Here is a 23,460-nt window from a genome sequence, read left to right as displayed (position 1 = left end):
AAACAGCCTTTATTGAAACTATAAAAAGTAAATTATTCCTTGATGATTTTCTCTGTTACAGTACCTTTGTCGGTAGTGGGCGTCATCAGATACATCCCTTTTGCGAGGTCAGATACAGTGCGTTCTTGTGTCTCCAACACTTTTATACGTTGCCCAGCCATATTGTAAATTTCTATTCGCTCGATGCTTGCCTCCAATTTTATATGCAACACATCTTGTACAGGATTTGCAATCAACACATTAACAGGTTTTTAGCATCTGTAGAAAGCGAGGGATAGTTATAGTCTGTACTCCAATAAGCGTGAGCATCCTTTACCCAGTAAGAATTTAGTGTGCTATCTATCTGAATACAAGTGAGATTGGGATTGTTATCAACTATCGTAAAATTTAATGCATTATTATTGCCATTTGCCATATTCAATTGAGTAAGTTGATTATTATTATACTCCAAGTATATTAAATTGGTATTGTTGGAAACATCCAATTGAGTATGTTTGTTTTTACTCAACACTAGAAATTCAAGTTGAGGTGCTATTGCAAAAAAAGAAGTAATTCCATCTGTAGGTGAATAATATCTGTTCAAAATTACTTCTTTTAAATGAGGTTTGTTTCCCAGAACAACAGTGGTCGAAATAGAGTGATTTGTGTAGATAAGTTTTGTAATATTGGTAAACGCCTCAATACCTTCCAATGAGGTAATGTCGTTACTCGATATATTTTTGACACCATTAGTACGCTTCGGCTTCACTCACTTGTATTTCACCATCGCCATTAGTGTCAATTACCGGATTATGATCAAGCAATCGTTGCTTAAAAGCAAAATCAGGAATGTTTACGATTTGTGCAGAAGATGTCGTTGCAAATCCCATAGCCGCAACCAAAAATAAAATTTTTTTCATGTATATTATGGTTTAAAATTAGTTACATTGATCAAATAAAAAAGCGAAGCCATTGTCTTTAGCAGACAGCGACTTCGCTATGATTTTTTATGATAAAATATGATAGATTATCTACGATAGATGAATAGATAGATAGACGGTTCTTTCAATCCTTTTTTCTATGCTATTACTCAAACAATATGTAGGAAATGATAGCATTTTTTTTCTATTTAACTTTTATCTAATACAAAGATACAAATTTTTATACTTTATTTAAGTTATTGAAATAAAAAATGTTTTTTTTATTGTTTCTTTTATAAAGAGCTACTGGTGTGATCTTTGCCAAAGTTTTATCGTTGTGGTTAGAACTTTGGCGAAGTTTTTATTTACTCCAATAGTACAGTGATTGTGATAATTGAGAGGTTTTTAACTTCTTAGAAGTTTTGCTATAACTTGGTTTTTAACACAGAATTTCCATTATAAAAAAATAAAAAACTCAGATACTCCGTTGTGAAAAAAACTCTATTGTGGTGAATAAAGAATAGAATTTTGTAATTTTGCACTAAAATTAATAGAAAATGATATTACCAATTGTAGGATATGGAGATCCCGTATTGAGAAAGCAATGCGAAGAAATAACGAAAGATTACCCAAATATCAATGAGGTGATCGAGAATATGTTTGAAACGATGAACAATGCTCATGGAGTGGGGTTGGCGGCACCACAGGTAGATTTGCCTATTCGATTGTTTGTGGTAGATTGTAGCCCTTTTGCAGAAGACGAAGATTTGACAAAAGAAGAGCAAGATTTTTTGAAAGACTTTAAAAAAGTATTTATTAATGCCAAAATATTGAAAGAAGGAGGAGAGGAGTGGTTGTTTAATGAAGGATGCCTTTCTATACCAGGGGTAAGAGAGGATGTCTCTCGCAAGCCAAATGTGACCATCGAATATTTGGATGAAAATTTTCAAAAACACACCGATACATTTACAGGGTTTGCAGCACGTGTGATTCAGCATGAATACGACCATATAGAAGGAGTGTTGTTTACAGATAGAATATCGTCTTTAAAGAAAAAACTAAATAACAAAAAATTACAAAATATCATCGATGCCAAAGTAAGACCCGATTACAAAATGAAATTGATGAATAAAAAAGGAAGATAATTTTGTACTTTTAGTACAATTTTTGATATTTGCATTTCTAATTTGATAAAAATATAATTATATAACAATGAGTTTAGACAAAGTATTAGCAATTTCTGGGAAACCAGGTTTGTATGATTTAAAGTTACAAACAAGAACTGGATTTGTAGCACAATCATTAGTAGATGGAAAAAAAATCACAATCGGACTAACTTCAAACGTAAGTTTGTTGTCTGAAATTTCAATCTATACAAATACAGGAGAAGTAAAATTGTTTGAGGTTTTTGCAAGAATTGCTAAAAAAGAAGATAACGGACAAGCAATTTCTCATAAATCAGAAAACGATGAATTGGTAAACTATTTCACAGAAATCTTACCAGACTACGATACAGATAGAGTATATGTTTCTGATATCAAAAAAGTGTTGAACTGGTACAATATCTTGAACAACGCGGGATTGAGATTCCAATTTGAAGAAGTAAATGCAGAAGTAAAAGAAGAGAAAAAATCTTCAAAAAAATCAGCAGAAGCAAAAGAAGAGGAAGTAGTAGAAAAAAAGAAAACTACTAAAAAAGCTACTAAAAAAGAAGAATAATCAATAGATAGAAAAATATTCAACTTGTCATGAGTTGAATATTTTTTTTGGTTTTTGTGATTTTTTCTACACATAAGAATCTTTGTTTTCTCTGTAGAAAAATTCAAATACAACAGGGTAAACTCTAAAAGCGAAGCATCTCTGTTTCTCGGTGGTAAAAAAAAACTCGGTGGTAATAACATTGTAGTTAACTGACAAAAAGAACAATAAAAAATATGAAAATTGACAAACAAAAACCCCTCAACGCCTTTTCTCAATTGCTCGATATTATGGACGATTTGAGAGAAAAATGCCCATGGGACAAAAAACAAACCTTTCAATCGTTGGCACCGCTTTCTATCGAAGAAGTATATGAATTAAACGATGCAATCCTCAATGAAAACACTGAGGAAATCAAGAAAGAATTGGGCGATTTGATGATGCATTTGGTGTTTTATGGAAAAATAGCAAGCGAACAAAACACCTTTGATATTGCTGATGCCATCGAAAGTGTCAATGCCAAACTCATCGAGCGTCATCCGCATATTTACGGAGATGTACAAGTGGAAAACGAAGAAGATGTAAAAGCCAATTGGGAAAAAATAAAATTAAAAAAAGGAAATGATTCCGTGCTGGGAGGTGTTCCGAGAGGATTGCCTGCTTTGGTAAAAGCTCAACGCATACAAGAAAAAGCCAGTGGTGTAGGATTTGATTGGGACAATGCCGATGATGTATGGAAAAAAGTACTGGAAGAACTCAATGAATTTCAAGAAGAAGTAAAAGCAGGTAATACAGAAGCTGCTAAACAAGAATTTGGGGATGTATTGTTTTCATTGATCAATTATTCTCGATTTGTACATGTACATCCAGAAGAATCCTTGCAAATGACCAACAACAAATTTATCCATCGATTTCAAAAAATGGAAGAGTTAATCAAAGCTGATGGAAAACAAATATACGATTTGGATTTGGCTCAAATGGACGAATATTGGAACCAAGTAAAAAAACAATAATTTGACTCCTAAATATTTATTTGTCTATACATATAGAATGTAGTATATTTGCACATTAAAAACACAAACGAGATGTTTAATAATTTAAGTGATAAATTAGATAAGGCCTTTCATGTATTAAAAGGTCATGGAAAAATTACCGAAGTAAATGTTGCTGAGACACTAAAAGAAATCCGTAGAGCCCTTTTAGATGCCGATGTAAACTTTAAAATAGCCAAAGAATTTACCAATCGTGTAAAGGAAAAAGCTCTTGGACAAGAGGTATTGACTACTTTGCAACCAGGACAATTGATGGTAAAAATCGTCAAAGATGAATTGACCGAATTGATGGGAGGAGATGCAGCTGGTATCAATTTGTCTGGAAATCCTACTGTGGTGTTGATGTCTGGATTGCAAGGTTCGGGAAAGACGACTTTTTCGGGAAAATTGGCCAACTTCCTAAAAACGAAAAAAAATAAAAAACCTTTATTGGTAGCCTGTGATATTTACCGTCCGGCGGCAATCAATCAGTTGAATGTAGTAGGAGAGCAAATTGGCGTTGATGTTTATTCCGAACCAGAAAACAAAAATGCAGTTTCTATTGCAACCAACGCCATCAATCACGCAAAAGCCAACGGATACAATGTCGTAATCGTGGATACTGCTGGACGTTTGGCGGTGGACGAAGAAATGATGAACGAGATTGCCAATGTACACGCAGCGATTACACCACACGAGACCTTATTCGTAGTGGATTCGATGACGGGACAAGATGCGGTAAACACAGCCAAAGCTTTCAATGACCGTTTGAATTTCGACGGAGTAGTATTGACCAAATTAGACGGTGATACACGAGGAGGAGCGGCACTTTCTATCAAATCGATTGTAAACAAGCCTATCAAATTTATCGGTACAGGAGAAAAAATGGACGCTATAGACATTTTTTATCCAGACCGTATGGCAGATCGTATTTTGGGAATGGGAGATGTTATTTCCTTGGTAGAAAGAGCTCAAGCACAGTATGATGAGGAAGAGGCGAGAAAAATCCAAAAGAAAATTGCTAAAAACGAATTTGGTTTCGATGATTTCTTGAATCAAATCCAGCAAATCAAAAAAATGGGTTCGATGAAAGACTTGGTAGGAATGATTCCAGGTATGGGCAAAGCCTTGAAAGGCATAGAAATCGAAGACGATGCGTTCAAGCACATCGAGGCCATAATCCACTCGATGACTCCAAAAGAGCGTCAAAAACCATCGATTTTGGATGCCAAGAGAAAACAACGCATTGCTAAAGGTTCGGGTACGGATATTCAACAAGTAAATCAGTTGCTTAAACAATTTGACCAAATGAGCAAAATGATGAAAATGTTGCAAGGCTCGAAAGGTAAAAACCTAATGCGTATGATGGGACAAATGAAAGGAATGGGTATGGGAATGTAAAAAAATACATTATACAATACTACAAAATACAATATACAAAGAAAACAATGCAATTATTAGACGGAAAAAAAATATCTGAGGATATTAAAAACGAAATAGCTATCGAAGTAGCACAAATCAAAGAAAGAGGAGAAAAAGTACCACATTTGGCAGCGGTTTTGGTTGGAAGCAACGGAGCGAGTTTGACTTATGTAGGAAGCAAAGTAAAAGCTTGTGAAAAAATCGGATTCGACTCTACTTTGGTATCATTGCCAGAAGAAACTACAGAAGAAGAATTGTTGGCAAAAATCAATGAATTGAACAAAAATGACGACATCGACGGATTTATCGTACAATTGCCTTTGCCAAAACACATTGACGAGCAAAAAGTACTAAACGCCGTTGATCCAGACAAAGATGTGGACGGATTTCACCCAGAAAACTTCGGTCGTATGGCGTTGGAATTAGAATCGTTTATCCCCGCAACACCTTTTGGAATTTTGCAATTGTTGGAAAGAAACAGCATCGAAACCAAAGGAAAAAATGTAGTGGTAATCGGTCGTTCAAACATTGTAGGAAAACCAATCAGCTTGTTGATGAGCAGAAAAGCCTATCCAGGAAATGCGACAGTAACAATGACGCACTCAGCGACGCAAAACATCGAAGAAATCACAAAAGAAGCCGATATTATTATCACAGCATTGGGAGTGCCAGAATTTTTGAAAGCATCGATGGTAAAAGACGGAGCGGTGATTGTAGATGTGGGAATTACACGCGTAGCAGACGCCAACCACCCAAAAGGATATGTAATCAAAGGAGATGTAGCCTTTGACGAAGTAGCAGAAAAGGCATCATGGATTACTCCAGTACCAGGAGGTGTAGGTCCAATGACTATCGCTATGTTGATGAAAAATACATTAATCGCTCGTGAACGAAGAGCAAGAAAATAACTTGTAAACCTGTCGAAAGACAGGTTTTTTATGTTTTTACCATAAATTGCTATGAAGTCATCTCGACTTTTATATTTTAGTTTTATTTCACGCATTCCCCTCTGTTCATTATTTTCAAAAGGAGTAGTTTTTCTAACTCTTTCTGTTTATGTTTTCCTTGTTGAATGATTTCATATTCAACTGGATAAACTCTGCAAGTGTAGTGTTTTCGTTTCTTTGTTTCTTTGTTGTGAATAGTGATACGGACAGTTTTCAACTTCTCAGAAGTTCATACTACGCCCTTCATCAACTTCTGAGAAGTTCGTTTGTGGAAAGAAAAAATCTGTGTTGAGATGCTTGACAGCATAACAGATTGGGAGTATAAAAAATCTATTTGTTTAAATACAAACTATCGCAGGTGTATTTAATTTGTGTTAATTTACTGCCTACGATTCGGCGTTGCCTAGGGTCGTGAAATTTACTTCGTACAGTTCCGGACAAGCCTTCGGGTCGTGGCTAAAAAAAAGAAAAGCGTCTATGTTTCTTTGTGGTTTAAAAAGAAAAAAAAACACCCCTGTCAAAATGTCACAAAATTCCACTTGGCACAACAATTGACTATTGGAAAATAAATTTTATTAAAAAAAACTTGCATTTACAAGGAATAAAATTATTTTTGCAATAAAAAATTAACTATGTATTGGACTTTAGAATTAGCATCGTATTTGAGTGATGCACCGTGGCCTGCTACAAAAGACGAATTAATCGACTATGCAATTCGTACAGGAGCACCTTTAGAAGTAGTTGAAAATCTTCAATCTATTGAAGATGAAGGAGAAATGTACGAATCTATGGAAGAAATTTGGTCTGACTATCCAACGGATGAAGATTACCTTTGGAACGAAGACGAATACTAAAAAATGAAAAGAGGGTTTCTAATAACCCTTTTCGTTGTAAATAAACAAACCTAAATATACTATTTATGAGTGTCATAAATAACATCTTGAAAGTACTCCTCGGAGACAAATCTCAAAAAGATATTAAGGCAATCAAACCTTATATCGAAAAAATCAAATCGTTGCAAACCAGCTACGAAAGTCTTTCAAATGACGAATTGAGAGCTAAAACGATTTATTTCCAAGATAAAATTAAAAAATCTCGTAGTTCACAAGACGAAAAGATTGCTTCGTACAGAGAAGAATTGTCAAAAATTACCGATATTGACAAGAGAGAAAATTTGTATGCAAACATCGATTCTTTAGAAAAAGAAGCCTACGAATTGTCTGAAAAAACTTTGATGGAAATTCTTCCAGAGGCTTTTGCTGTAGTAAAAGAGACGGCTCGTAGATTTAGCACAAACTCAGAAATTGCAGTTACAGCTACTGAAAACGACCGCCGATTGGCTTCATACAAATCAAATGTTCGCATAGAAGGAGATCAAGCCATTTACTCAAATACTTGGGAAGTAGCAGGAAATCCTACTACTTGGAATATGGTACACTACGATGTGCAAATGATCGGTGGTACGGTAATTCACCAAGGAAAAATCGCCGAAATGCAAACGGGTGAGGGTAAAACTTTGGTTTCGACTTCGCCAATCTATTTGAACGCCTTGACAGGAAACGGAGTGCATGTAGTTACCGTAAACGACTATTTGGCAAAACGCGACTGCCAATGGAATGCTCCTATTTTTGAATTCCACGGATTGACTGTAGATTGTATCGACAACCACCAACCAAGTACAGAAGCTCGTAGAAATGCCTACAAAGCAGATATTACCTACGGTACCAACAACGAATTTGGTTTCGATTATTTGAGAGACAACATGGTGCATTCGCCTGAGGAATTGGTACAAAGGAAACACAATTACGCAATTGTCGATGAGGTCGATTCTGTATTGATTGACGATGCGCGTACACCATTGATTATTTCTCGCCGTACCCCAAGGAGATCGCCACGAGTTTTTGGAATTAAAACCAAAAGTAGAAAGCTTGGTGATGAACCAACGCCAATTGGCAAACGGATTCCTTACCGAAGCAAAACGCTTGTTGAAAGCTGGTGAAGCCAAACAAGGAGGATTCAACTTGTTGAGAGCATATCGTGCGTTGCCAAAAAACAAAGCGTTGATCAAATTCTTGTCGGAAGAAGGAATCAAACAAATCTTACAAAAAACCGAAAATCATTTCATGCAAGACAACAGCCGTGAAATGAAAAAAGTTGACGAGGCTTTGTTGTTTGTTATCAATGAGAAGAACAACCAAGTAGAATTGACTGACAACGGTATCAAATATTTATCACAAGGTGTAGACGAACATTTCTTTGTATTGCCGGATATCGGAACAGAAATCGCAGCTATCGAAAAGAAAAATCTTTCAGTAGAAGAAACTACTGCTTTGAAAGAGCAATTGTTCCAAGACTTTGGGGTAAAATCAGAAAGAATTCACACCATTACACAATTGTTGAAAGCCTACGCATTGTTTGAAAAAGATTCGGAATATGTAGTGGTGGATAACAAAGTAATGATTGTAGATGAGCAAACGGGGCGTATTATGGACGGTCGTCGTTACTCGGACGGATTGCATCAAGCGATTGAGGCAAAAGAAAATGTAAAAATCGAAGCGGCAACGCAAACTTTTGCAACAATTACCCTACAAAACTACTTCCGTATGTATAACAAATTGTCAGGAATGACAGGTACAGCAACAACAGAAGCAGGAGAGTTTTGGGAAATATACAAATTGGATGTAGTAGAAATTCCAACCAACAGACCTATCCAACGAATTGACAAACACGATTTGATTTATCGTTCGATTCGTGAAAAATTCAATGCAGTAATCGAAGATGTAGTAGAATTGTCGAACGCAGGAAGACCAGTATTGATTGGTACTACTTCGGTAGAAAACTCAGAATTGTTGAGTCGTATGTTGAAAATGCGTGGTATTCAGCACAATGTATTGAATGCCAAATTGCACAAAAAAGAAGCAGAAATTGTAGCCGAAGCTGGTAAACCAGGTGTGGTAACGATTGCAACCAATATGGCAGGAAGGGGTACCGATATCAAATTGACAGATGAGGTAAAAGCCGCTGGAGGTTTGGCAATTATTGGAACAGAAAGACACGATTCACGACGCGTTGACCGCCAGTTAAGAGGTCGTTCGGGTCGTCAAGGAGATGTAGGTTCATCACAATTCTATGTGTCATTGGAGGACAACTTGATGCGTTTGTTTGGTTCAGACAGAGTCGCTCGTATCATGGACGGAATGGGCTTGAAAGAAGGAGAAGTAATCCAACACTCTTGGATGACAAAATCTATCGAAAGAGCTCAGAAACGAGTAGAAGAAAATAACTTTGGAGTACGTAAACGCTTGTTGGAGTACGACGATGTGATGAATGCACAACGTGAAGTGGTTTACAAACGCAGAAGACACGCACTGCACGGAGATCGTTTGAAAGTAGATATCGCCAATATGTTGTTTGAAGTTTGTGATTTCTTGATTTCTGGAAACAAAGTAGGAAATGACTACAAAAACTTGACATTTGATACGATTAAGATTTTTGGAATCAATCCTCCGTTTACAGAAGAAGAATTTGCAAAAAAAACAGAAGCAGATTTGACAGACAATTTCTATGAAGCGATTTACAAGCACTATCAAGAAAAATGTCAAAAAAATGCAGACATTGCTATGGTACAAATCAAGCGAGTATTTGAAAATCCAGAAAATCAATACGAGCGTATGGTTGTGCCATTTACAGACGGACACAGAGTGGTAAATGTGGTAGTTTCGTTGGAAAAAGCCTACGAAACTCAAGGAAAAACACTGATTGACGAATTTGAGAAAAACATTACGCTCAATATTGTAGATGAGGCTTGGAAAAAACATTTACGCAAAATGGATGAATTGAAACAATCGGTACAATTGGCAGTACACGAACAAAAAGACCCATTGTTGATTTACAAATTCGAAGCCTTTGAGTTGTTTAAAAAGACCATTCAGTCTATCAATAAAGATGTAGTGTCTATGTTGATGAAATTTGATGTACCAATGGCAGAGGAAAGATCCGAACCAACGAGATCTTTCACAGAAAATACTCCAGAGGTAAACGAAGTTTCTCAATCAGAAAGCACAGGACATTCTACAACAATAAGAACCAGAATTCAGTTTTAATACAGCAAAAGCGAAGTCGATTTAGACTTCGCTTTTTTTATATTTGCAAAAAGCTAAAAAATCTTATTTTTGTAAATAAACATTTAAATTTTTAAAATCATAAAAAAAATATCTTTAGCATTAGGAATTATTGCATCAACATTTTTAGTTGGATGTAAAAATGATAACGGTACAAATGGTTCATCCGCTAAATATTAGCCTACTAAAATTACCACTACTTTTTCGGATAGTAAAACAGTGAGAGAATTCACCTATAACGAAAGCAATCAATCAATAGTTAATGCTTTTTACGATTAATAATTCAATTGAATATATCCGCTGAGCACCTGACCGTCAACCAATAAAAGAGAATAAAAATAAGTTCCGGTAGGGAGTATTTCTCCTGTATCAGACTGACCTTTCCATTCGTTTGTATAGGCTGTTTTTGAATATACTTTAGTGCCGTATCTGTTGAAAATTGAGAGTTCTGCTATGAAGAAATCGCTCAAATCTAATATATCGTTTTTGCCATCTCTATTAGGACTGATTCCCTTAGGAATTTTTGGAAATTCGTAATTGGTGTCTGTACATTTGGTGCATTCTGATACTGGGTCAACGTAATAGTCTGAGGTATAGCTGACAACGTTGGTCAATGCACCAGAGTGATTGTTTGAAACAGTAGCATTGACTGTGTAAATGACGTTTTCATTTACTTTCAACTGTTCGATTGTGTCCACTAAATTTCCTGTTCCACTTGTGTTTTGAGTACTTTCCCAACTAACATTTTCCAATCCATTGGGTACAGGGTCAGAAACGACTATGCCAAATGCATCAGCAGGGCCGTGATTGGTTATAGTAATTGTATAAACAATAGGTTGTTCTTTTTTGTAAAAATCCGAACCGTCGTCTTTGATTGCATCTACATCAGCAATTGGTTTGTTTATACCCGCAGTCGAACTGTTGTTTGCTGTATTTGGATCTGTAGTAGAACTCGTTACTGTTGCTGTGTTGAGGTATTCAGCAGTAGAAGTGATGGTACAATTGATATCCAAAGTTGCATTGGCGTTTGGTATTAACGTACCTACATTCCATTGTCCATTTGCAGGATTGTAAGTGCCAACACTTGCAGTTGCAGAAACAAATGTATAACCTGCAGGTAAAGCATCAGTAACGATGACATTGTTTGCATTGTAATGAGAGTTGAGGTTTTCTACAACTATTCTAAAGGTAACTTGTAGTCCTTCATTACTCAAAACGGTTTTTTCTATTTTCAAATCCGCACATGGATCGATAGAGACTTGTAAAGGTAGTGATTTTTTAGACCATCCGCAAATTCTCATCACTCTTACAGTATAGTTTCCACTTTGGTTTACAATAGTTTGATTGTTTGTAGTTGTAGCAATCAATTCGTTGTTTAAATACCATTGATACTCTTCAAATCCAGCAGCAGCAGTCAATGTGACAGAACAATCTTCGTTTACTGTCATAGTAGGAGTATCAGCCAAAGCTCCAAAAGATGAGAAGAAGGCACTCATTGAAAAACCTAATCCTTGCTGAACTAAGGCTGAGGTCAGAGGTAGATTAGAGGTCAAAACAATATCGTTAGGATTTCCAATGTTTAAATTATTGAAATTAATCAAAAACAATCCAGAATCTCCCAATGGAATACGCGTGTTTCCTGTCAGTGTTTCGATATTTTGATTGTTCATCAATACAGGTTCGGTTTCGTGTTCGATGATGACAAAACCTGTATAAGGAAGATTTTGCGAATTGTAGTTGATAAACTTTTTTGTTTGGATATTAAAGGCTCCCGAGCAATTTCCGATAGGTAGCACGGTAGAAATATCGGTTTCACAATCAACAGCAGTACCCGAATAAACGACTACTGGAGCTGTAGATTCAATTAATGAAGAGGAAAAAGCAGCGTTGTTACCATGGTAAAAAGTATAAAAACTACCTTCGTTTGGGAGTACTTCAGTTACAGTATTTATCAAAGCACCCGCAGCTGTATAATGAGAAATAGTCAGAGTAGTATTTGGTTGACTGGCAATGACTACCGTTTGTTCCGAACCATACTGTAAGTTTGCTTGATTGGTATTTGGTGCAGTACCATTTCCTCTTACCACCAAATATTTCGTTCCCAATACAGGAATAGGAGCAATTTGGTCAAACGTACCATCTTGTCCGTGTCCACCACCTGGTCCGCACAATTGAGGAGTATCTCCGTAACTTCCTACATTCATAACCACCAATTTATCAGCAGTGATTTTTGTACCAATGGGAGCGGTAAATAAATAACTTTGCCCAGCATTTAGTGTTATATCTTGAGTCAAAAGTGCAACAGTTGTATCATCTTCTGTAGCCATTACAGAATAGACAGCACTTTGATTTCCGGTATCTGGGATAAACAAACCTTGAGTAGAAGTACGATAGTAACCTACCAAAAAATCTGTCCCCAATCCTTCGTTACCAAAACTAACCAAAGAGGCATTTCCTTTGATATTATTAGCCGAAGTTCCCCAAGAATCTGATGCAATATTTCGCAAATTTACCATCACAGGAGCCGATGCCTCTACAATCAATCCGATATCATTATAAATATCCCCAATAATATTGTAAAAATTATTGGAAGGCTGTCCCTCAAATCGATAAGATACAGGTTGTAAGTTTGTAAGAGTAAGATTGGTTACTAAAGTTCCATCGCTTTTTCTCAAATTAACCTGTACTTGCTCAGTTGACATGGTTCCTATTACAATTTCATTAGCATTACTCCAATATTTCCATGGAGCAGGTGCTATGTGGTGTGTAGTTGCGTACTGAGCAAAAACGGTTGAAAAACTTGACAATATCAAAAGAGATAATAAAAAGACAAATTGTTTTTTCATATGTACTTATATTATGTTTATTATAAGTTAAAAAGCAAAAATAATAATAAAAATGGTTGAAAAGGATAAAATTAACTGTAAATTTTAATACAATTTTATTAAGAATTAGGTAAAAAAAACAACGGTTGCAAGTTGATTGTAAAATGATGTTTATAATTTCGATTTTATACAATTTTCTCAATCTCTAAATTTTTCAATCTCCAAATTTGTTTTATATTTGTACTTTCAAAAATACTACAAAATGGAATATTTAGATTTTGAACAACCGATAAAAGAACTATACGAACAATTGGATAAATGCAAGGAAATAGGTGAAGAGTCAAATATTGATGTATCAGCTACTTGCGAAAATATTCAGCAAAAATTAGAAGAAATAAAGAAAGAAATCTACGGAAATCTTTCGGCTTGGCAACGCGTACAGTTGTCAAGACATCCAAACAGACCTTATACAGTAGATTATATCAAGGCGTTGTGTGGTGATTCATTCTTAGAATTGTTTGGAGATCGTGGAGTAAAAGACGACAAAGCGATGGTAGGTGGTCTTGGAAAAATTGGAAACCAGTCGTTTATGTTTATCGGACAGCAAAAAGGATACAATACCAAAACGCGTCAGTACCGCAACTTTGGTATGGCAAATCCAGAAGGATATAGAAAGGCTTTGCGTTTGATGCGTATGGCAGAAAAATTCAATATTCCGATTGTAACTTTTGTAGATACACCAGGTGCATATCCAGGACTGGAAGCAGAAGAAAGAGGACAAGGAGAGGCTATTGCAAGAAATATTTACGAAATGTTCCGTATCAAAGTACCTATTATTGTAGTGATTGTAGGAGAAGGAGCATCGGGAGGTGCTTTGGGAATCGGTGTTGGAGATAAGGTGTTTATGTTGGAAAATACTTGGTATTCAGTAATTTCTCCAGAGTCTTGTTCGTCTATCTTGTGGCGTTCGTGGGAAAACAAAGCACAAGCAGCTGAAGCCTTGAAATTGACATCGTACGACATGAAGAAAAACGAATTGATCGACGATATCATCCCAGAACCACTTGGAGGAGCTCATTACGATAGAGAAACCACTTTTGAAACTGTGAAAAAATATATTGTCAATGCGTTTGCTGAATTGTCATTGAAAAAGCCAAATCAATTAATCAGCAACCGTATTGATAAATATTCAAAAATGGGTGCTTACACAGAATAATAGTAAATTTTGTGTGATTTTCACGCGTTTCCCTTTTTTATATGGGCAAAGACAATAGTTTTTTTTAATTAGGAGTAGTTGTTTTATAATAAATCGTCTATGTTTTCTTTTTAAAGCGTAGCGTCTTTGATAACTTAAATAATTCTATGATTCACTGCCGTTAAAAAGCTATCTGTCAATGTGTTGAAGAAAAAAATACAACAACAATCAGCTGTTCAAAAAGCATTGTCAAAATGATACTTTTTGAACAGCTTTTTCATCTTTAATTGGTAAAATGGAAACAAATTTGCAAAATAATCAAATTCATCCTTCTGAAAACGAGGAGTTTAGAAAAATGATACAGATGGAGCGAGGAAAATTACCTCCTCAAGCTGTAGATTTGGAAGAAGCGGTTTTGGGAGCGATGATGATAGACAAAAAAGGTGTGAACGATGTGATAGACATACTCACACCCGATGCGTTTTATAAAGAAGCTCATAAGTATATTTACGAGGCGATTTTCAAATTGTTTAGAGATTCGCAACCTATTGATTTGCTTACGGTTTCCACTCAGTTGAAAAAAGATGGAAAATTAGAATTGGCTGGTGGCGATTATTATTTGGTTACGCTTACGCAAAAAATATCGTCTTCGGCACATATCGAATTTCATGCTCGTATCATCATTCAAAAATACATTCAGAGAAGTTTGATTCGTGTGTCGAGTGAAATTATCGAAGAGGCGTATGACGAATCGACCGATGTATTTGATTTGATAGATTCTGCCGAATCCAAGTTTTTTGAAATCACGCAAAACAATGCTAAAAAGAGTACAGAAACAGCTCAGTCGTTGGTAGCACAAGCCATCAATCGTATCCAAGAAATCGGACGTAGAGACGGATTGTCTGGTTTGCCAACTGGTTTTCACAAATTAGACGCCTTGACATCGGGTTGGCAACCGTCGGATATGATTGTCATTGCGGCTCGTCCGGGTATGGGTAAGACAGCATTTGTCTTATCGATGGCTCGAAATATTGCAGTCGGAGCTCAAAAAGCCGTGGCGGTATTTTCGTTGGAGATGTCATCGGTACAGTTGATTACCCGTTTGATTTCGTCAGAAACGGCACTTTCGTCAGAGAAATTGCGTACGGGAAAATTGGAAAAGCATGAATGGCAGCAACTTAGTACTAAAGTAAAGGATTTACAAGAAGCACCTTTATACATTGATGATACGCCGTCGTTGTCGATTTTCGATTTGAGAGCAAAAGCCCGAAGATTGAAACAACAGCACGACATACAATTGATAATCATCGATTATTTGCAATTGATGACCGCAGGAGGAAATAGCAAAGGAGGAGGAAACCGTGAGCAGGAAATTTCGACTATTTCACGAAACCTAAAAGCTTTGGCAAAAGAGTTAGATATTCCGGTGATTGCCTTGTCACAGTTGTCGCGAAATGTAGAGTCGAGACCTGGACACAAACGCCCACAATTGTCAGATTTGAGAGAATCGGGAGCTATTGAGCAAGATGCTGATATTGTATCATTTATCTATCGACCAGAATATTACAAAATTACCACTTGGGACGATGAAATGGAGTCTCCAACTGAAGGTGAAGCCGAATTTATCGTTGCAAAACACCGTAACGGAGGTCTGGATAATATCCGCTTGAGATTCCTTGGGAAATACGGTAAATTTGACAATCTTGAAATGGATTTTACACAAGAATTTTCATCGAGTATCAACGAGTTTTCAGTTAATAGCTTACCAAAAGGAGAAGATATTTTTGGAACACCACCAACAACAAATGATGAAGACGACGGATTGGCGTTTTAAACACTTTGTGAGTTTAGAGCTTTGCTGTTTAACGCTGGTACTAAAAGGTTTGTAGATGAAAATTTTATAATTTGTCTAAAATTTGTAATTTTACAAGCGAATTATCTTATTTTTGTTCGGAAAATATAGAATTAAATGAGAATCAAAGTGTCGAGTGATTAATTCTATCTTTTTAAAATAAAACTATGGAAATAAAAAATTGCAAAAGAAATGATTGACCGATTTATAAAAAATCAACAGTTAATCAAAAAATATTTACAAGGATAAATTACTAAAGAGCAATTAAATGGAGCAGGAGTTAAACTTGCAAAGCCCATATAATGTGATTTATAATGCAGAATCATCTGCTTGTGTTTTCTTGAAAAAAATGAAATTTAATATCGAGTAGTTTTCGGTATAGTTGATTATTTGCCAATAGAAAATTTATATAGTATTTTTTTATAAGCATTTAATAATAAATTTCCACCTTTTGATATAAATGTTCAATATACAGTAAGAGAGATTGTAAAGTTTTTCTTTAAAGATGAAAAGAAGAGTATAATTTATAGGTGTTCTTTCGAAGATCAAAAGGAGATTCAAAGGTTTCACAAGTTTAGTAGATGGTTTATTAATGATGACTTTAATAAGTGTTTGATAAAAATGGATGGAATAATAAAAAAAGAATATAATTATTATACATCTTTTATTTATCATAAAAATAATGTGAATAGTGTTTTTATTGAAGCTCTTTTTATGAATACTGTGAAAGAATATAATGAAAAGTGATTTTTAATTTTTTCATTTAGAACCATGGAAACAATTAAAGAAAAAAAATACATAAATAAGGTATTGATAGATAAAGAAACTGGAAGACCTTATGTGATAGACCCTGAAACTGGAAAGAAAATTTCTCCAGCAGGATAGGAATTGAAATGACAGCAACAGTCTATGATTTCCCTGTTTAATATGAATTTATTCCACAGGGTAAACTCAAAAGCGTAGTATCTCTGCTCCTATAGCTATCAAAACTCAAACGTAAAAATCTATGCTACCGATAACTATCGGGATATATGATAATAAATAAACAATCAAAAACAGGCAATCAAAACGAATATAAAATATGGGTAAAATAATAGCAATCGCCAATCAAAAAGGAGGGGTAGGAAAAACCACTACTTCTGTAAATTTAGCGGCTTCTTTGGGAGCACTTGAGAAAAAAGTTTTGTTGATTGATGCAGATCCACAGGCAAATGCCACCTCGGGATTGGGTATCGATATTGAAACGGTAGAAATTGGTACTTATCAAGTATTGGAGCATTCGGTTACTCCACAAGAAACCCTATTGGAATGTACAGCTCCGAATGTAGATTTGATGCCTGCTCATATCGATTTGGTTGCCATTGAAATCGAATTGGTCGATGTAGAAAATCGTGAATACATGTTGAAAGAAGCGTTGGTTCCTATCAAAGACAATTATGATTATATCATCATCGATTGTGCTCCGTCTTTGGGCTTACTTACCCTAAATGCTCTTACGGCGGCAGATTCTGTGATTATTCCTATTCAATGTGAATATTTTGCATTGGAAGGATTAGGCAAATTGCTAAATACCATCAAGAGCGTGCAAAAAATTCACAATGCTAATTTAGACATCGAAGGATTGCTATTGACGATGTACGATTCGCGTTTGAGATTGTCAAATCAAGTGGTAGAAGAAGTGCAAAAACACTTCTCAGATATGGTGTTTGAAACTATTATCCAACGAAATGTGAAATTGAGTGAGGCTCCTTCTTTTGGCGAAAGCATTATCAATTACGACGCAGCTAGCAAAGGAGCAACTAATTATTTGAGTTTAGCAGAAGAGATTATTAAGAAAAATAGTTAACAATAAATTATGGCAAAAGCTATAAAAAGACAAGCAATGGGTAGAGGATTGGGGTCTATTTTGAAACAACCCGAAACAGATGTTCAATCTGTAAAAGATACTCATGCAGATAAAATTGTAGGAAATATTATCGAATTGGATATCGAAGCGATTGAAATCAACCCGTTTCAGCCGAGAACCAATTTCAACGAAGAAACTTTGAAAGAACTGTCTGTTTCTATCAAAGAATTGGGTGTGATTCAGCCTATTACAGTAAGAAAGATAGGTTTTAACAAATTTCAGTTAATTTCTGGGGAGCGTCGTTTACGAGCATCGAAGATGGCTGGATTGCAAACCATTCCTGCGTATGTGCGTATCGCCGATGACAACGAGTCTTTGGTAATGGCGTTGGTAGAAAATATCCAAAGACACGACCTCGACCCAATCGAAATTGCTTTGTCGTATCAGCGATTGATAGACGAAATCCAATTGACGCAAGAACAAATGAGCGAAAGAGTAGGAAAAAAGCGTTCTACAATTACCAATTATTTGAGATTGTTGAAATTAGACCCAATTATTCAAACGGGAATCCGTGATGGATTTATTTCAATGGGGCACGGTAGAGCGATTATTTCTATCGAAAATAAAGAGGCTCAATTAGATATTTATCACAAAATCATTATGGAAAATCTATCGGTAAGAGAAACCGAAAATTTGGTGAGAGAATATCAAGAAGGAGCTAATAAAACAGAAAACAAACCTGCTACAAAGGCCAAAGTTTTATATACTATTTCAGACAATCAAAAGAAAGTTTTTACCGACTTTTTCGGTGCTAAAGTAGAGGTGAAAATTGCGGCAAACGGAAAAGGAAAAATCAATATTCCTTTCCATTCGGCAGAGGATTTAGAAAGAATATTAAAATTGTTGGAAAAATAGTGAAATATCTTTCAATTATAGTGTGCTTTTTTGTAGGGATATTGACAGTTTTTTCTCAGGAAAACGAACCGAATGAAATTGAATTTCAGGAGGTGAATACAATAGAAAAAGAATATTCCGATTTAGGGTTTGATCATCAAGCACCTTCAAAAGCAGCGTTTTATTCTGCAGTAGTGCCAGGTTTGGGGCAGATTTATAACAAGAGTTATTGGAAATTGCCCATTGCTTACGGAGGTTTGGGTTTTTCTACCTATTTGTATTTTAACAATCACAGAAATTATAACCGTTGGCGAAACGAATACAAACGCAGATTGCAAGGCATACACGATACTACCGACCCTTATTTCGGACGATTGGACAACGACCGTTTGATTCGAGGGCAACGTATTTATCAGAGAAATAGAGATTTAGCATTGGTGGTAACGATTGGGATTTACGCCTTGAATATACTCGATGCCAATATTGACGCCCATTTAAAACAATTCGACATCAGCGAGGATTTATCTTTGTATCCCGCAATGGAATACAATCATTTAAACGATTCGTATCAATTTGGGGTGGTGTTGAATTTTAGGTTTTGATAAAGTTTATATTTACAAAAAATCAATTTATTATGGCAACAACAGTAGTAACCTTAGAAGTACAAAATGAATATCTTTCATTTTTGGAAGAATTCATTCAAAAATTTAAAGCAAAAAAAGTTCGTGCAGTTGAAAAAGACGATACCGAAATGACGAAAGAGGAATTTTTTTGCTAAAATTGAAAGAGCAAGACAAGAAGAAGGAAGGATAACGACAGTAGAGGAAATGAGGGCAAAATATTTGTCTTAATGGAGTTAAATTTGTGAAATCTACGAGAGAATTATTATATATATTTATTTTAAAAAAGATCTATGTTTTCTCTTAAAGCGAAGTTTCTCTGTTTCTCAGTGATAAAAAATCTATTGTGTCTATGTGATTTTAAAAAAAAATAAAATATGAAAATAGCCTTACTCGGTTATGGCAAAATGGGCAAGGAAATCGAAAAAATAGCCCAAGAAAGAGGTCATAGCATTGTATTGAAAAAAAACGAAAATGATTCGTTCGACGGATTGGAACAAGCAGATGTAGCGATTGATTTTAGCATACCGTCGTCGGCAAAAGAAAATATTACAACAACCATTGCTCACAATATTCCCGTGGTTTGTGGAACTACAGGATGGTTGGAACAATACGACGAAGTAGTAGATTTTGTAAAAGAAAAAAACGGAGGATTTCTCTATGCATCAAATTTTAGTATTGGAGTAAATATCTTTTTTGAATTAAATAAATATTTAGCTCAATTGATGGCACCTTTAAAACAATACAATATTGCAATGGAAGAAATTCACCATACACAAAAACTCGATGCTCCGAGTGGTACGGCAATTTCTTTAGCAAACGACATCATTGCTCAAACCAATTACACAAATTGGGGATTGGACGCAAAAGAAGAAAATATTTTACCAATTGTAGCCAAAAGAATTCCCGATGTACCAGGTACACACACCATTTTTTACGAATCGGAAATTGATACGATTGAAATCAAACACACTGCCCATAATAGAAAAGGATTTGCATTAGGTGCTGTTTTAGCAGCCGAATGGATGGTTGGAAAAAAAGGAGTTTTTTCAATGAAAGATGTGTTGTTTAGTGATTAGTGAATGGTGTGAGATAATTAATCTTCAAATCATCACATTTTCAAATTTCCAAATTAACTCATTTTCAAATTATTTTAATTTTTAAATAAATATTTTTATGACTTGGTTTCAGTTATTACTTTTCATACTATTGATCAATCTTATTCACGGATTGGGAACTTGGAACTTGTATGTAAAGGCAAATAAAAAAGCAATCGATGCTTTTATTCCTGTTTACAACGGAATACAATTGATGGACATCATCAACCGACCAAAATGGTGGGTGATTTTGTTGTTTATACCTGTGGTAAATTTGATAATGTTTCCTGTCGTTTGGGTAGAAACTCTTCGTAGTTTTGGAAAAACTTCAACTGCCGATACATTGTTGGGAATCTTTACTTTGGGATTGTATGTAGCGTATGTCAATTATACACAAGATGTAAAACACAGACCAGACCGCAGTACCAAAGCTCCGAACGAAGCAGGAGAAACGATAAGCTCGGTTGTGTTTGGTGTGATCATAGCAACGATTATTCATTCGTATGCGATACAGCCGTTTACAATTCCAACTTCTTCCTTGGAAAAAACTTTGTTGGTGGGAGATTTCTTGTTTGTAAGTAAGTTGAACTACGGTGCAAAAACTCCACAAACACCTATTGCTTTTCCAATGGTACATGATACGATTCCTGTGATTAAAACAAAATCGTATTTGTCTAAACCTCAATTGCCAAAATTTAGATTTCCAGGTTTTCAAAAACCTGAATACAATGATATTGTGGTATTTAATTGGCCTACGGATACGGTTTATCAATTTTTTGATAAATCGAAACGCCATGTAAACAAACCATTGGACAAACGCTCCAATTATGTAAAACGATTGGTAGGAAAACCAGGTGATGATTTTTCTATTAAAAACGGAGTGGTGTATGTAAATGGAAAGGTTTTAGGTTTGGGCGATCGTGCAAAAATTCAATATGCATATTATGTGGACATTGAGCCAGGTACTCGTTTAGACGGTCAAAAATTGTTTTTTGAAATGGATATTGATCAAAATTCGGTAGGTCAAGTTTCAGAAAACCGTTTGATTTTCCAATCATTAACAGATGAAAATGCAGCGTTGATTTCTAAGATGCCTGGTGTGAAAAATATTGAAAAGGCTAATAATGTAGGAATTGAATATACAAGAGATTACAAAAAAGCCATTTTCCCACACAATCAAAATTGGAGTGCAGACAATTTAGGTCCTATTCACATCCCTGCAAAAGGTGAAGTGGTAACCCTTACTACCGAAACATTGCCTTTGTACAAGAGAATTATTGAAATTTACGAAGGAAATGATTTAAAAGTTGAAGACGGAAAAATTTTTATCAACGGTCATCTGACTACGCAATACGAAATCCAACAGGATTATTACTACATGATGGGAGACAACCGACATGCTTCAGAAGATAGTAGATATTGGGGATTTGTTCCGGAAGACCATATAGTAGGTACGCCTGTTTTAATTTGGATGAGTTGGGACGGACAAAAAGAAAAATTGTTCGACAAAATTCGTTGGGAGCGTATCTTTACCACGGTTCACGGTAGTGGACAACCGAGAAGTTACGGATTTATCGTGTTGATTGCATTGGTTGCTTGGGCAGGATATTCGGTTGTAAAATGGAGAAAAGGTAAAAAAGAATATTACAACTAATGGAACAAAACAAACTGCTTATTCACCCTTCGTATTTTCCGTCGATTAGTCATTTTGTGGCGATGGTACAAACACCGGAATTGATTTACGAAGTAGATGACAATTTTCAGAAGCAAACCAACCGTAACCGTATGTATATTTACAGTGCAAATGGCTTACAGTTGTTGAATATTCCGATAAAGCACAGCAAAGAAGCACATCAAAAATACCGTGATGTAAAAATCGAATATGCGTTTGACTGGCAAAAACAACATTTCAAGTCTTTGGAAGCGGCTTATCGTACTTCGCCATATTTTGAGTTTTTTGAAGATGATATTCGACCCGTTTTTGAGAAAAAACACGATTTTCTCCTGGATTTGAATCTACAAATTCACGAAATTCTTATTGAATGTTTGGGAATTGAATTGCCTTACAGCAAAACAACCGAATATTTCAAGGAGGTTGAAGAAGGAATATTCGATGCGAGAGGATTAATCAATGGGAAAAAAGACAAAAATAAATTTAAATCTTATCCTCAAGTGTTTGACAAAAAACACGGTTTTATCAATAATTTAAGCATCTTGGATTTGCTTTTCAACGAAGGTCGCTACGGAGTTGATTATTTGAAAAAGCAAGCGTTGGTGTTGTAGAAAAAATGAATCAATCTTTTTAATGAAGATTGACTTTTTTATATATTAGCAAGTATATATAATAAATATGTAAAGTATGAAGAAAGTAATTTGTTCGATTATCTTAGTGACATCTGCCATTGCATCGGCTCAAGTTTCTGTGTCTGTAAAAGCAAATATGTTATATCCAACAGAAACTGCTAGTTGGAAAAGTATTTCAGAATCTGCAATCAATGCTTATGACACTAAAGAAGAAGGAAAAATTGGCTATAATGTAGGTTTGTCGGTAAAAACTAATCTTTTGTCTAACCTATATTTAATGCCCGAAATCTATTACACTTCCTTAGAAAATAAATTTACGACACCGATTGGTACAACACTCAAGGCAATTAGCAATCGAGTAGATATGCCTGTTTTGTTAGGAGCTAATTTATTTGGAGAGAATTTTGGAATTTTTGTGGGTCCTGTGGCGAGTTACAATTTGAGTAAAGACAATCAATTTGGCGATTTTAAAGAAAATGCTACTTCCAATTTTACAGTTGGATACCAATTGGGTGCTCATGTTTTACTCGGAAAATTAATTGTAAATGCTCGTTATGAAGGAAAGTTCTCCAATGACGAAAGAGATTTTATCAATAATCAGTTACCAACGGAAAATGTAAGATACGACAATAGAGCTTCGCTTTTTATCGTAGGTGTTGGTTATAAATTTTAGATTGTAGAAAAAGAAGGTTTCTGTCATTCTGACGAA

The 23,460-nt window shown here is 35.3% G+C and carries 21 protein-coding genes and 1 pseudogene; 18 read left to right on the top strand and 4 right to left on the bottom strand.

Going from position 1 to position 23,460, the window contains the following annotated elements:
• Positions 1 to 32: 32 nt before the first annotated feature.
• The 3 genes from AB4865_RS11855 to AB4865_RS11845 are packed head-to-tail and all read right to left on the bottom strand — an operon-like array spanning position 33 to position 899.
• Entirely contained in the window at positions 33 to 239 is a 207-nt protein-coding gene (locus AB4865_RS11855) for a T9SS type A sorting domain-containing protein (RefSeq protein WP_372473505.1), read from the bottom strand.
• Positions 233 to 748: a hypothetical protein gene (locus AB4865_RS11850; protein ID WP_372473504.1), complete on the bottom strand. Its 516-nt coding sequence runs from the start codon at positions 746 to 748 to the stop codon at positions 233 to 235. Before AB4865_RS11850 ends, AB4865_RS11855 begins: the two co-directional genes overlap by 7 nt.
• Positions 729 to 899, bottom strand: a complete 171-nt coding sequence (locus AB4865_RS11845) for a hypothetical protein (RefSeq protein ID WP_372473503.1) — start codon at positions 897 to 899, stop codon at positions 729 to 731. Before AB4865_RS11845 ends, AB4865_RS11850 begins: the two co-directional genes overlap by 20 nt.
• Positions 900 to 1,456: 557 nt before the next feature.
• Here AB4865_RS11845 and def point away from each other — a divergent pair.
• The 7 genes and pseudogenes from def to secA all read left to right on the top strand — a co-directional run bounded on the left by def (position 1,457) and on the right by secA (position 10,100).
• The gene (def, locus tag AB4865_RS11840) at positions 1,457 to 2,044 is read left to right on the top strand and encodes a peptide deformylase (protein ID WP_372473502.1); all 588 of its coding nucleotides are present in this window, start codon (positions 1,457 to 1,459) and stop codon (positions 2,042 to 2,044) included.
• Positions 2,045 to 2,111: 67 nt separating this feature from the next.
• Positions 2,112 to 2,618 (top strand): DUF5606 domain-containing protein, encoded by a 507-nt coding sequence (locus AB4865_RS11835; protein ID WP_372473501.1) that lies wholly within the window; start codon positions 2,112 to 2,114, stop codon positions 2,616 to 2,618.
• Between the two features lie 215 nt (positions 2,619 to 2,833).
• Positions 2,834 to 3,610, top strand: a complete 777-nt coding sequence (gene mazG, locus AB4865_RS11830) for a nucleoside triphosphate pyrophosphohydrolase (protein ID WP_372473500.1) — start codon at positions 2,834 to 2,836, stop codon at positions 3,608 to 3,610.
• 72 nt (positions 3,611 to 3,682) lie between these two features.
• Positions 3,683 to 5,029, top strand: coding sequence for a signal recognition particle protein (ffh, locus tag AB4865_RS11825; protein WP_372473498.1), 1,347 nt, complete (start codon positions 3,683 to 3,685; stop codon positions 5,027 to 5,029).
• Between the two features lie 47 nt (positions 5,030 to 5,076).
• The gene (locus AB4865_RS11820) at positions 5,077 to 5,958 is read left to right on the top strand and encodes a bifunctional 5,10-methylenetetrahydrofolate dehydrogenase/5,10-methenyltetrahydrofolate cyclohydrolase (protein ID WP_372473497.1); all 882 of its coding nucleotides are present in this window, start codon (positions 5,077 to 5,079) and stop codon (positions 5,956 to 5,958) included.
• Positions 5,959 to 6,629: 671 nt separating this feature from the next.
• Positions 6,630 to 6,851 (top strand): DUF2795 domain-containing protein, encoded by a 222-nt coding sequence (locus tag AB4865_RS11815; RefSeq protein WP_372473496.1) that lies wholly within the window; start codon positions 6,630 to 6,632, stop codon positions 6,849 to 6,851.
• 65 nt (positions 6,852 to 6,916) lie between these two features.
• A pseudogene (gene secA, locus AB4865_RS11810) lies at positions 6,917 to 10,100 on the top strand (preprotein translocase subunit SecA).
• A gap of 293 nt (positions 10,101 to 10,393) precedes the next feature.
• Here secA and AB4865_RS11805 read toward each other — a convergent pair.
• Positions 10,394 to 12,964, bottom strand: a complete 2,571-nt coding sequence (locus AB4865_RS11805; protein ID WP_372473495.1) for a gliding motility-associated C-terminal domain-containing protein — start codon at positions 12,962 to 12,964, stop codon at positions 10,394 to 10,396.
• A 241-nt stretch (positions 12,965 to 13,205) separates the two neighbouring features.
• Here AB4865_RS11805 and AB4865_RS11800 point away from each other — a divergent pair, with 241 nt between their 5' ends.
• The 11 genes from AB4865_RS11800 (at position 13,206) to AB4865_RS11750 (ending at position 23,424) form a co-directional block, all read left to right on the top strand.
• Entirely contained in the window at positions 13,206 to 14,159 is a 954-nt protein-coding gene (locus AB4865_RS11800; protein WP_372473494.1) for an acetyl-CoA carboxylase carboxyltransferase subunit alpha, read from the top strand.
• Positions 14,160 to 14,493: 334 nt separating this feature from the next.
• Positions 14,494 to 15,972, top strand: a complete 1,479-nt coding sequence (gene dnaB, locus AB4865_RS11795) for a replicative DNA helicase (protein WP_372474913.1) — start codon at positions 14,494 to 14,496, stop codon at positions 15,970 to 15,972.
• A gap of 474 nt (positions 15,973 to 16,446) precedes the next feature.
• The gene (locus tag AB4865_RS11790) at positions 16,447 to 16,737 is read left to right on the top strand and encodes a DUF6169 family protein (RefSeq protein WP_372474912.1); all 291 of its coding nucleotides are present in this window, start codon (positions 16,447 to 16,449) and stop codon (positions 16,735 to 16,737) included.
• Between the two features lie 334 nt (positions 16,738 to 17,071).
• On the top strand, positions 17,072 to 17,836 hold the full coding sequence (locus tag AB4865_RS11785) for a ParA family protein (RefSeq protein ID WP_372473493.1): 765 nt from the start codon (positions 17,072 to 17,074) through the stop codon (positions 17,834 to 17,836).
• Between the two features lie 9 nt (positions 17,837 to 17,845).
• On the top strand, positions 17,846 to 18,751 hold the full coding sequence (locus AB4865_RS11780; RefSeq protein ID WP_372473492.1) for a ParB/RepB/Spo0J family partition protein: 906 nt from the start codon (positions 17,846 to 17,848) through the stop codon (positions 18,749 to 18,751).
• Between the two features lie 92 nt (positions 18,752 to 18,843).
• Positions 18,844 to 19,332, top strand: a complete 489-nt coding sequence (locus AB4865_RS11775; protein ID WP_372473491.1) for a DUF5683 domain-containing protein — start codon at positions 18,844 to 18,846, stop codon at positions 19,330 to 19,332.
• A 32-nt stretch (positions 19,333 to 19,364) separates the two neighbouring features.
• On the top strand, positions 19,365 to 19,508 hold the full coding sequence (locus AB4865_RS11770; protein ID WP_372473489.1) for a hypothetical protein: 144 nt from the start codon (positions 19,365 to 19,367) through the stop codon (positions 19,506 to 19,508).
• Positions 19,509 to 19,727: 219 nt separating this feature from the next.
• On the top strand, positions 19,728 to 20,429 hold the full coding sequence (gene dapB / locus AB4865_RS11765; protein WP_372473488.1) for a 4-hydroxy-tetrahydrodipicolinate reductase: 702 nt from the start codon (positions 19,728 to 19,730) through the stop codon (positions 20,427 to 20,429).
• A gap of 97 nt (positions 20,430 to 20,526) precedes the next feature.
• Positions 20,527 to 22,101, top strand: coding sequence for a signal peptidase I (gene lepB / locus AB4865_RS11760; RefSeq protein WP_372473487.1), 1,575 nt, complete (start codon positions 20,527 to 20,529; stop codon positions 22,099 to 22,101).
• On the top strand, positions 22,101 to 22,730 hold the full coding sequence (locus AB4865_RS11755) for a WbqC family protein (protein ID WP_372473486.1): 630 nt from the start codon (positions 22,101 to 22,103) through the stop codon (positions 22,728 to 22,730). The genes lepB and AB4865_RS11755 overlap by 1 nt, the downstream gene beginning before the upstream one ends.
• Positions 22,731 to 22,806: 76 nt before the next feature.
• Complete coding sequence (locus AB4865_RS11750) at positions 22,807 to 23,424, top strand: outer membrane beta-barrel protein (RefSeq protein ID WP_372473485.1); 618 nt, start codon at positions 22,807 to 22,809, stop codon at positions 23,422 to 23,424.
• Positions 23,425 to 23,460: the final 36 nt, after the last annotated feature.

This window comes from Capnocytophaga sp. ARDL2, assembly GCF_041530365.1.
Taxonomy (GTDB): Bacteria; Bacteroidota; Bacteroidia; order Flavobacteriales; family Flavobacteriaceae; genus Flavobacterium.
This window is presented reverse-complemented; position numbering and strand designations above follow the sequence as displayed.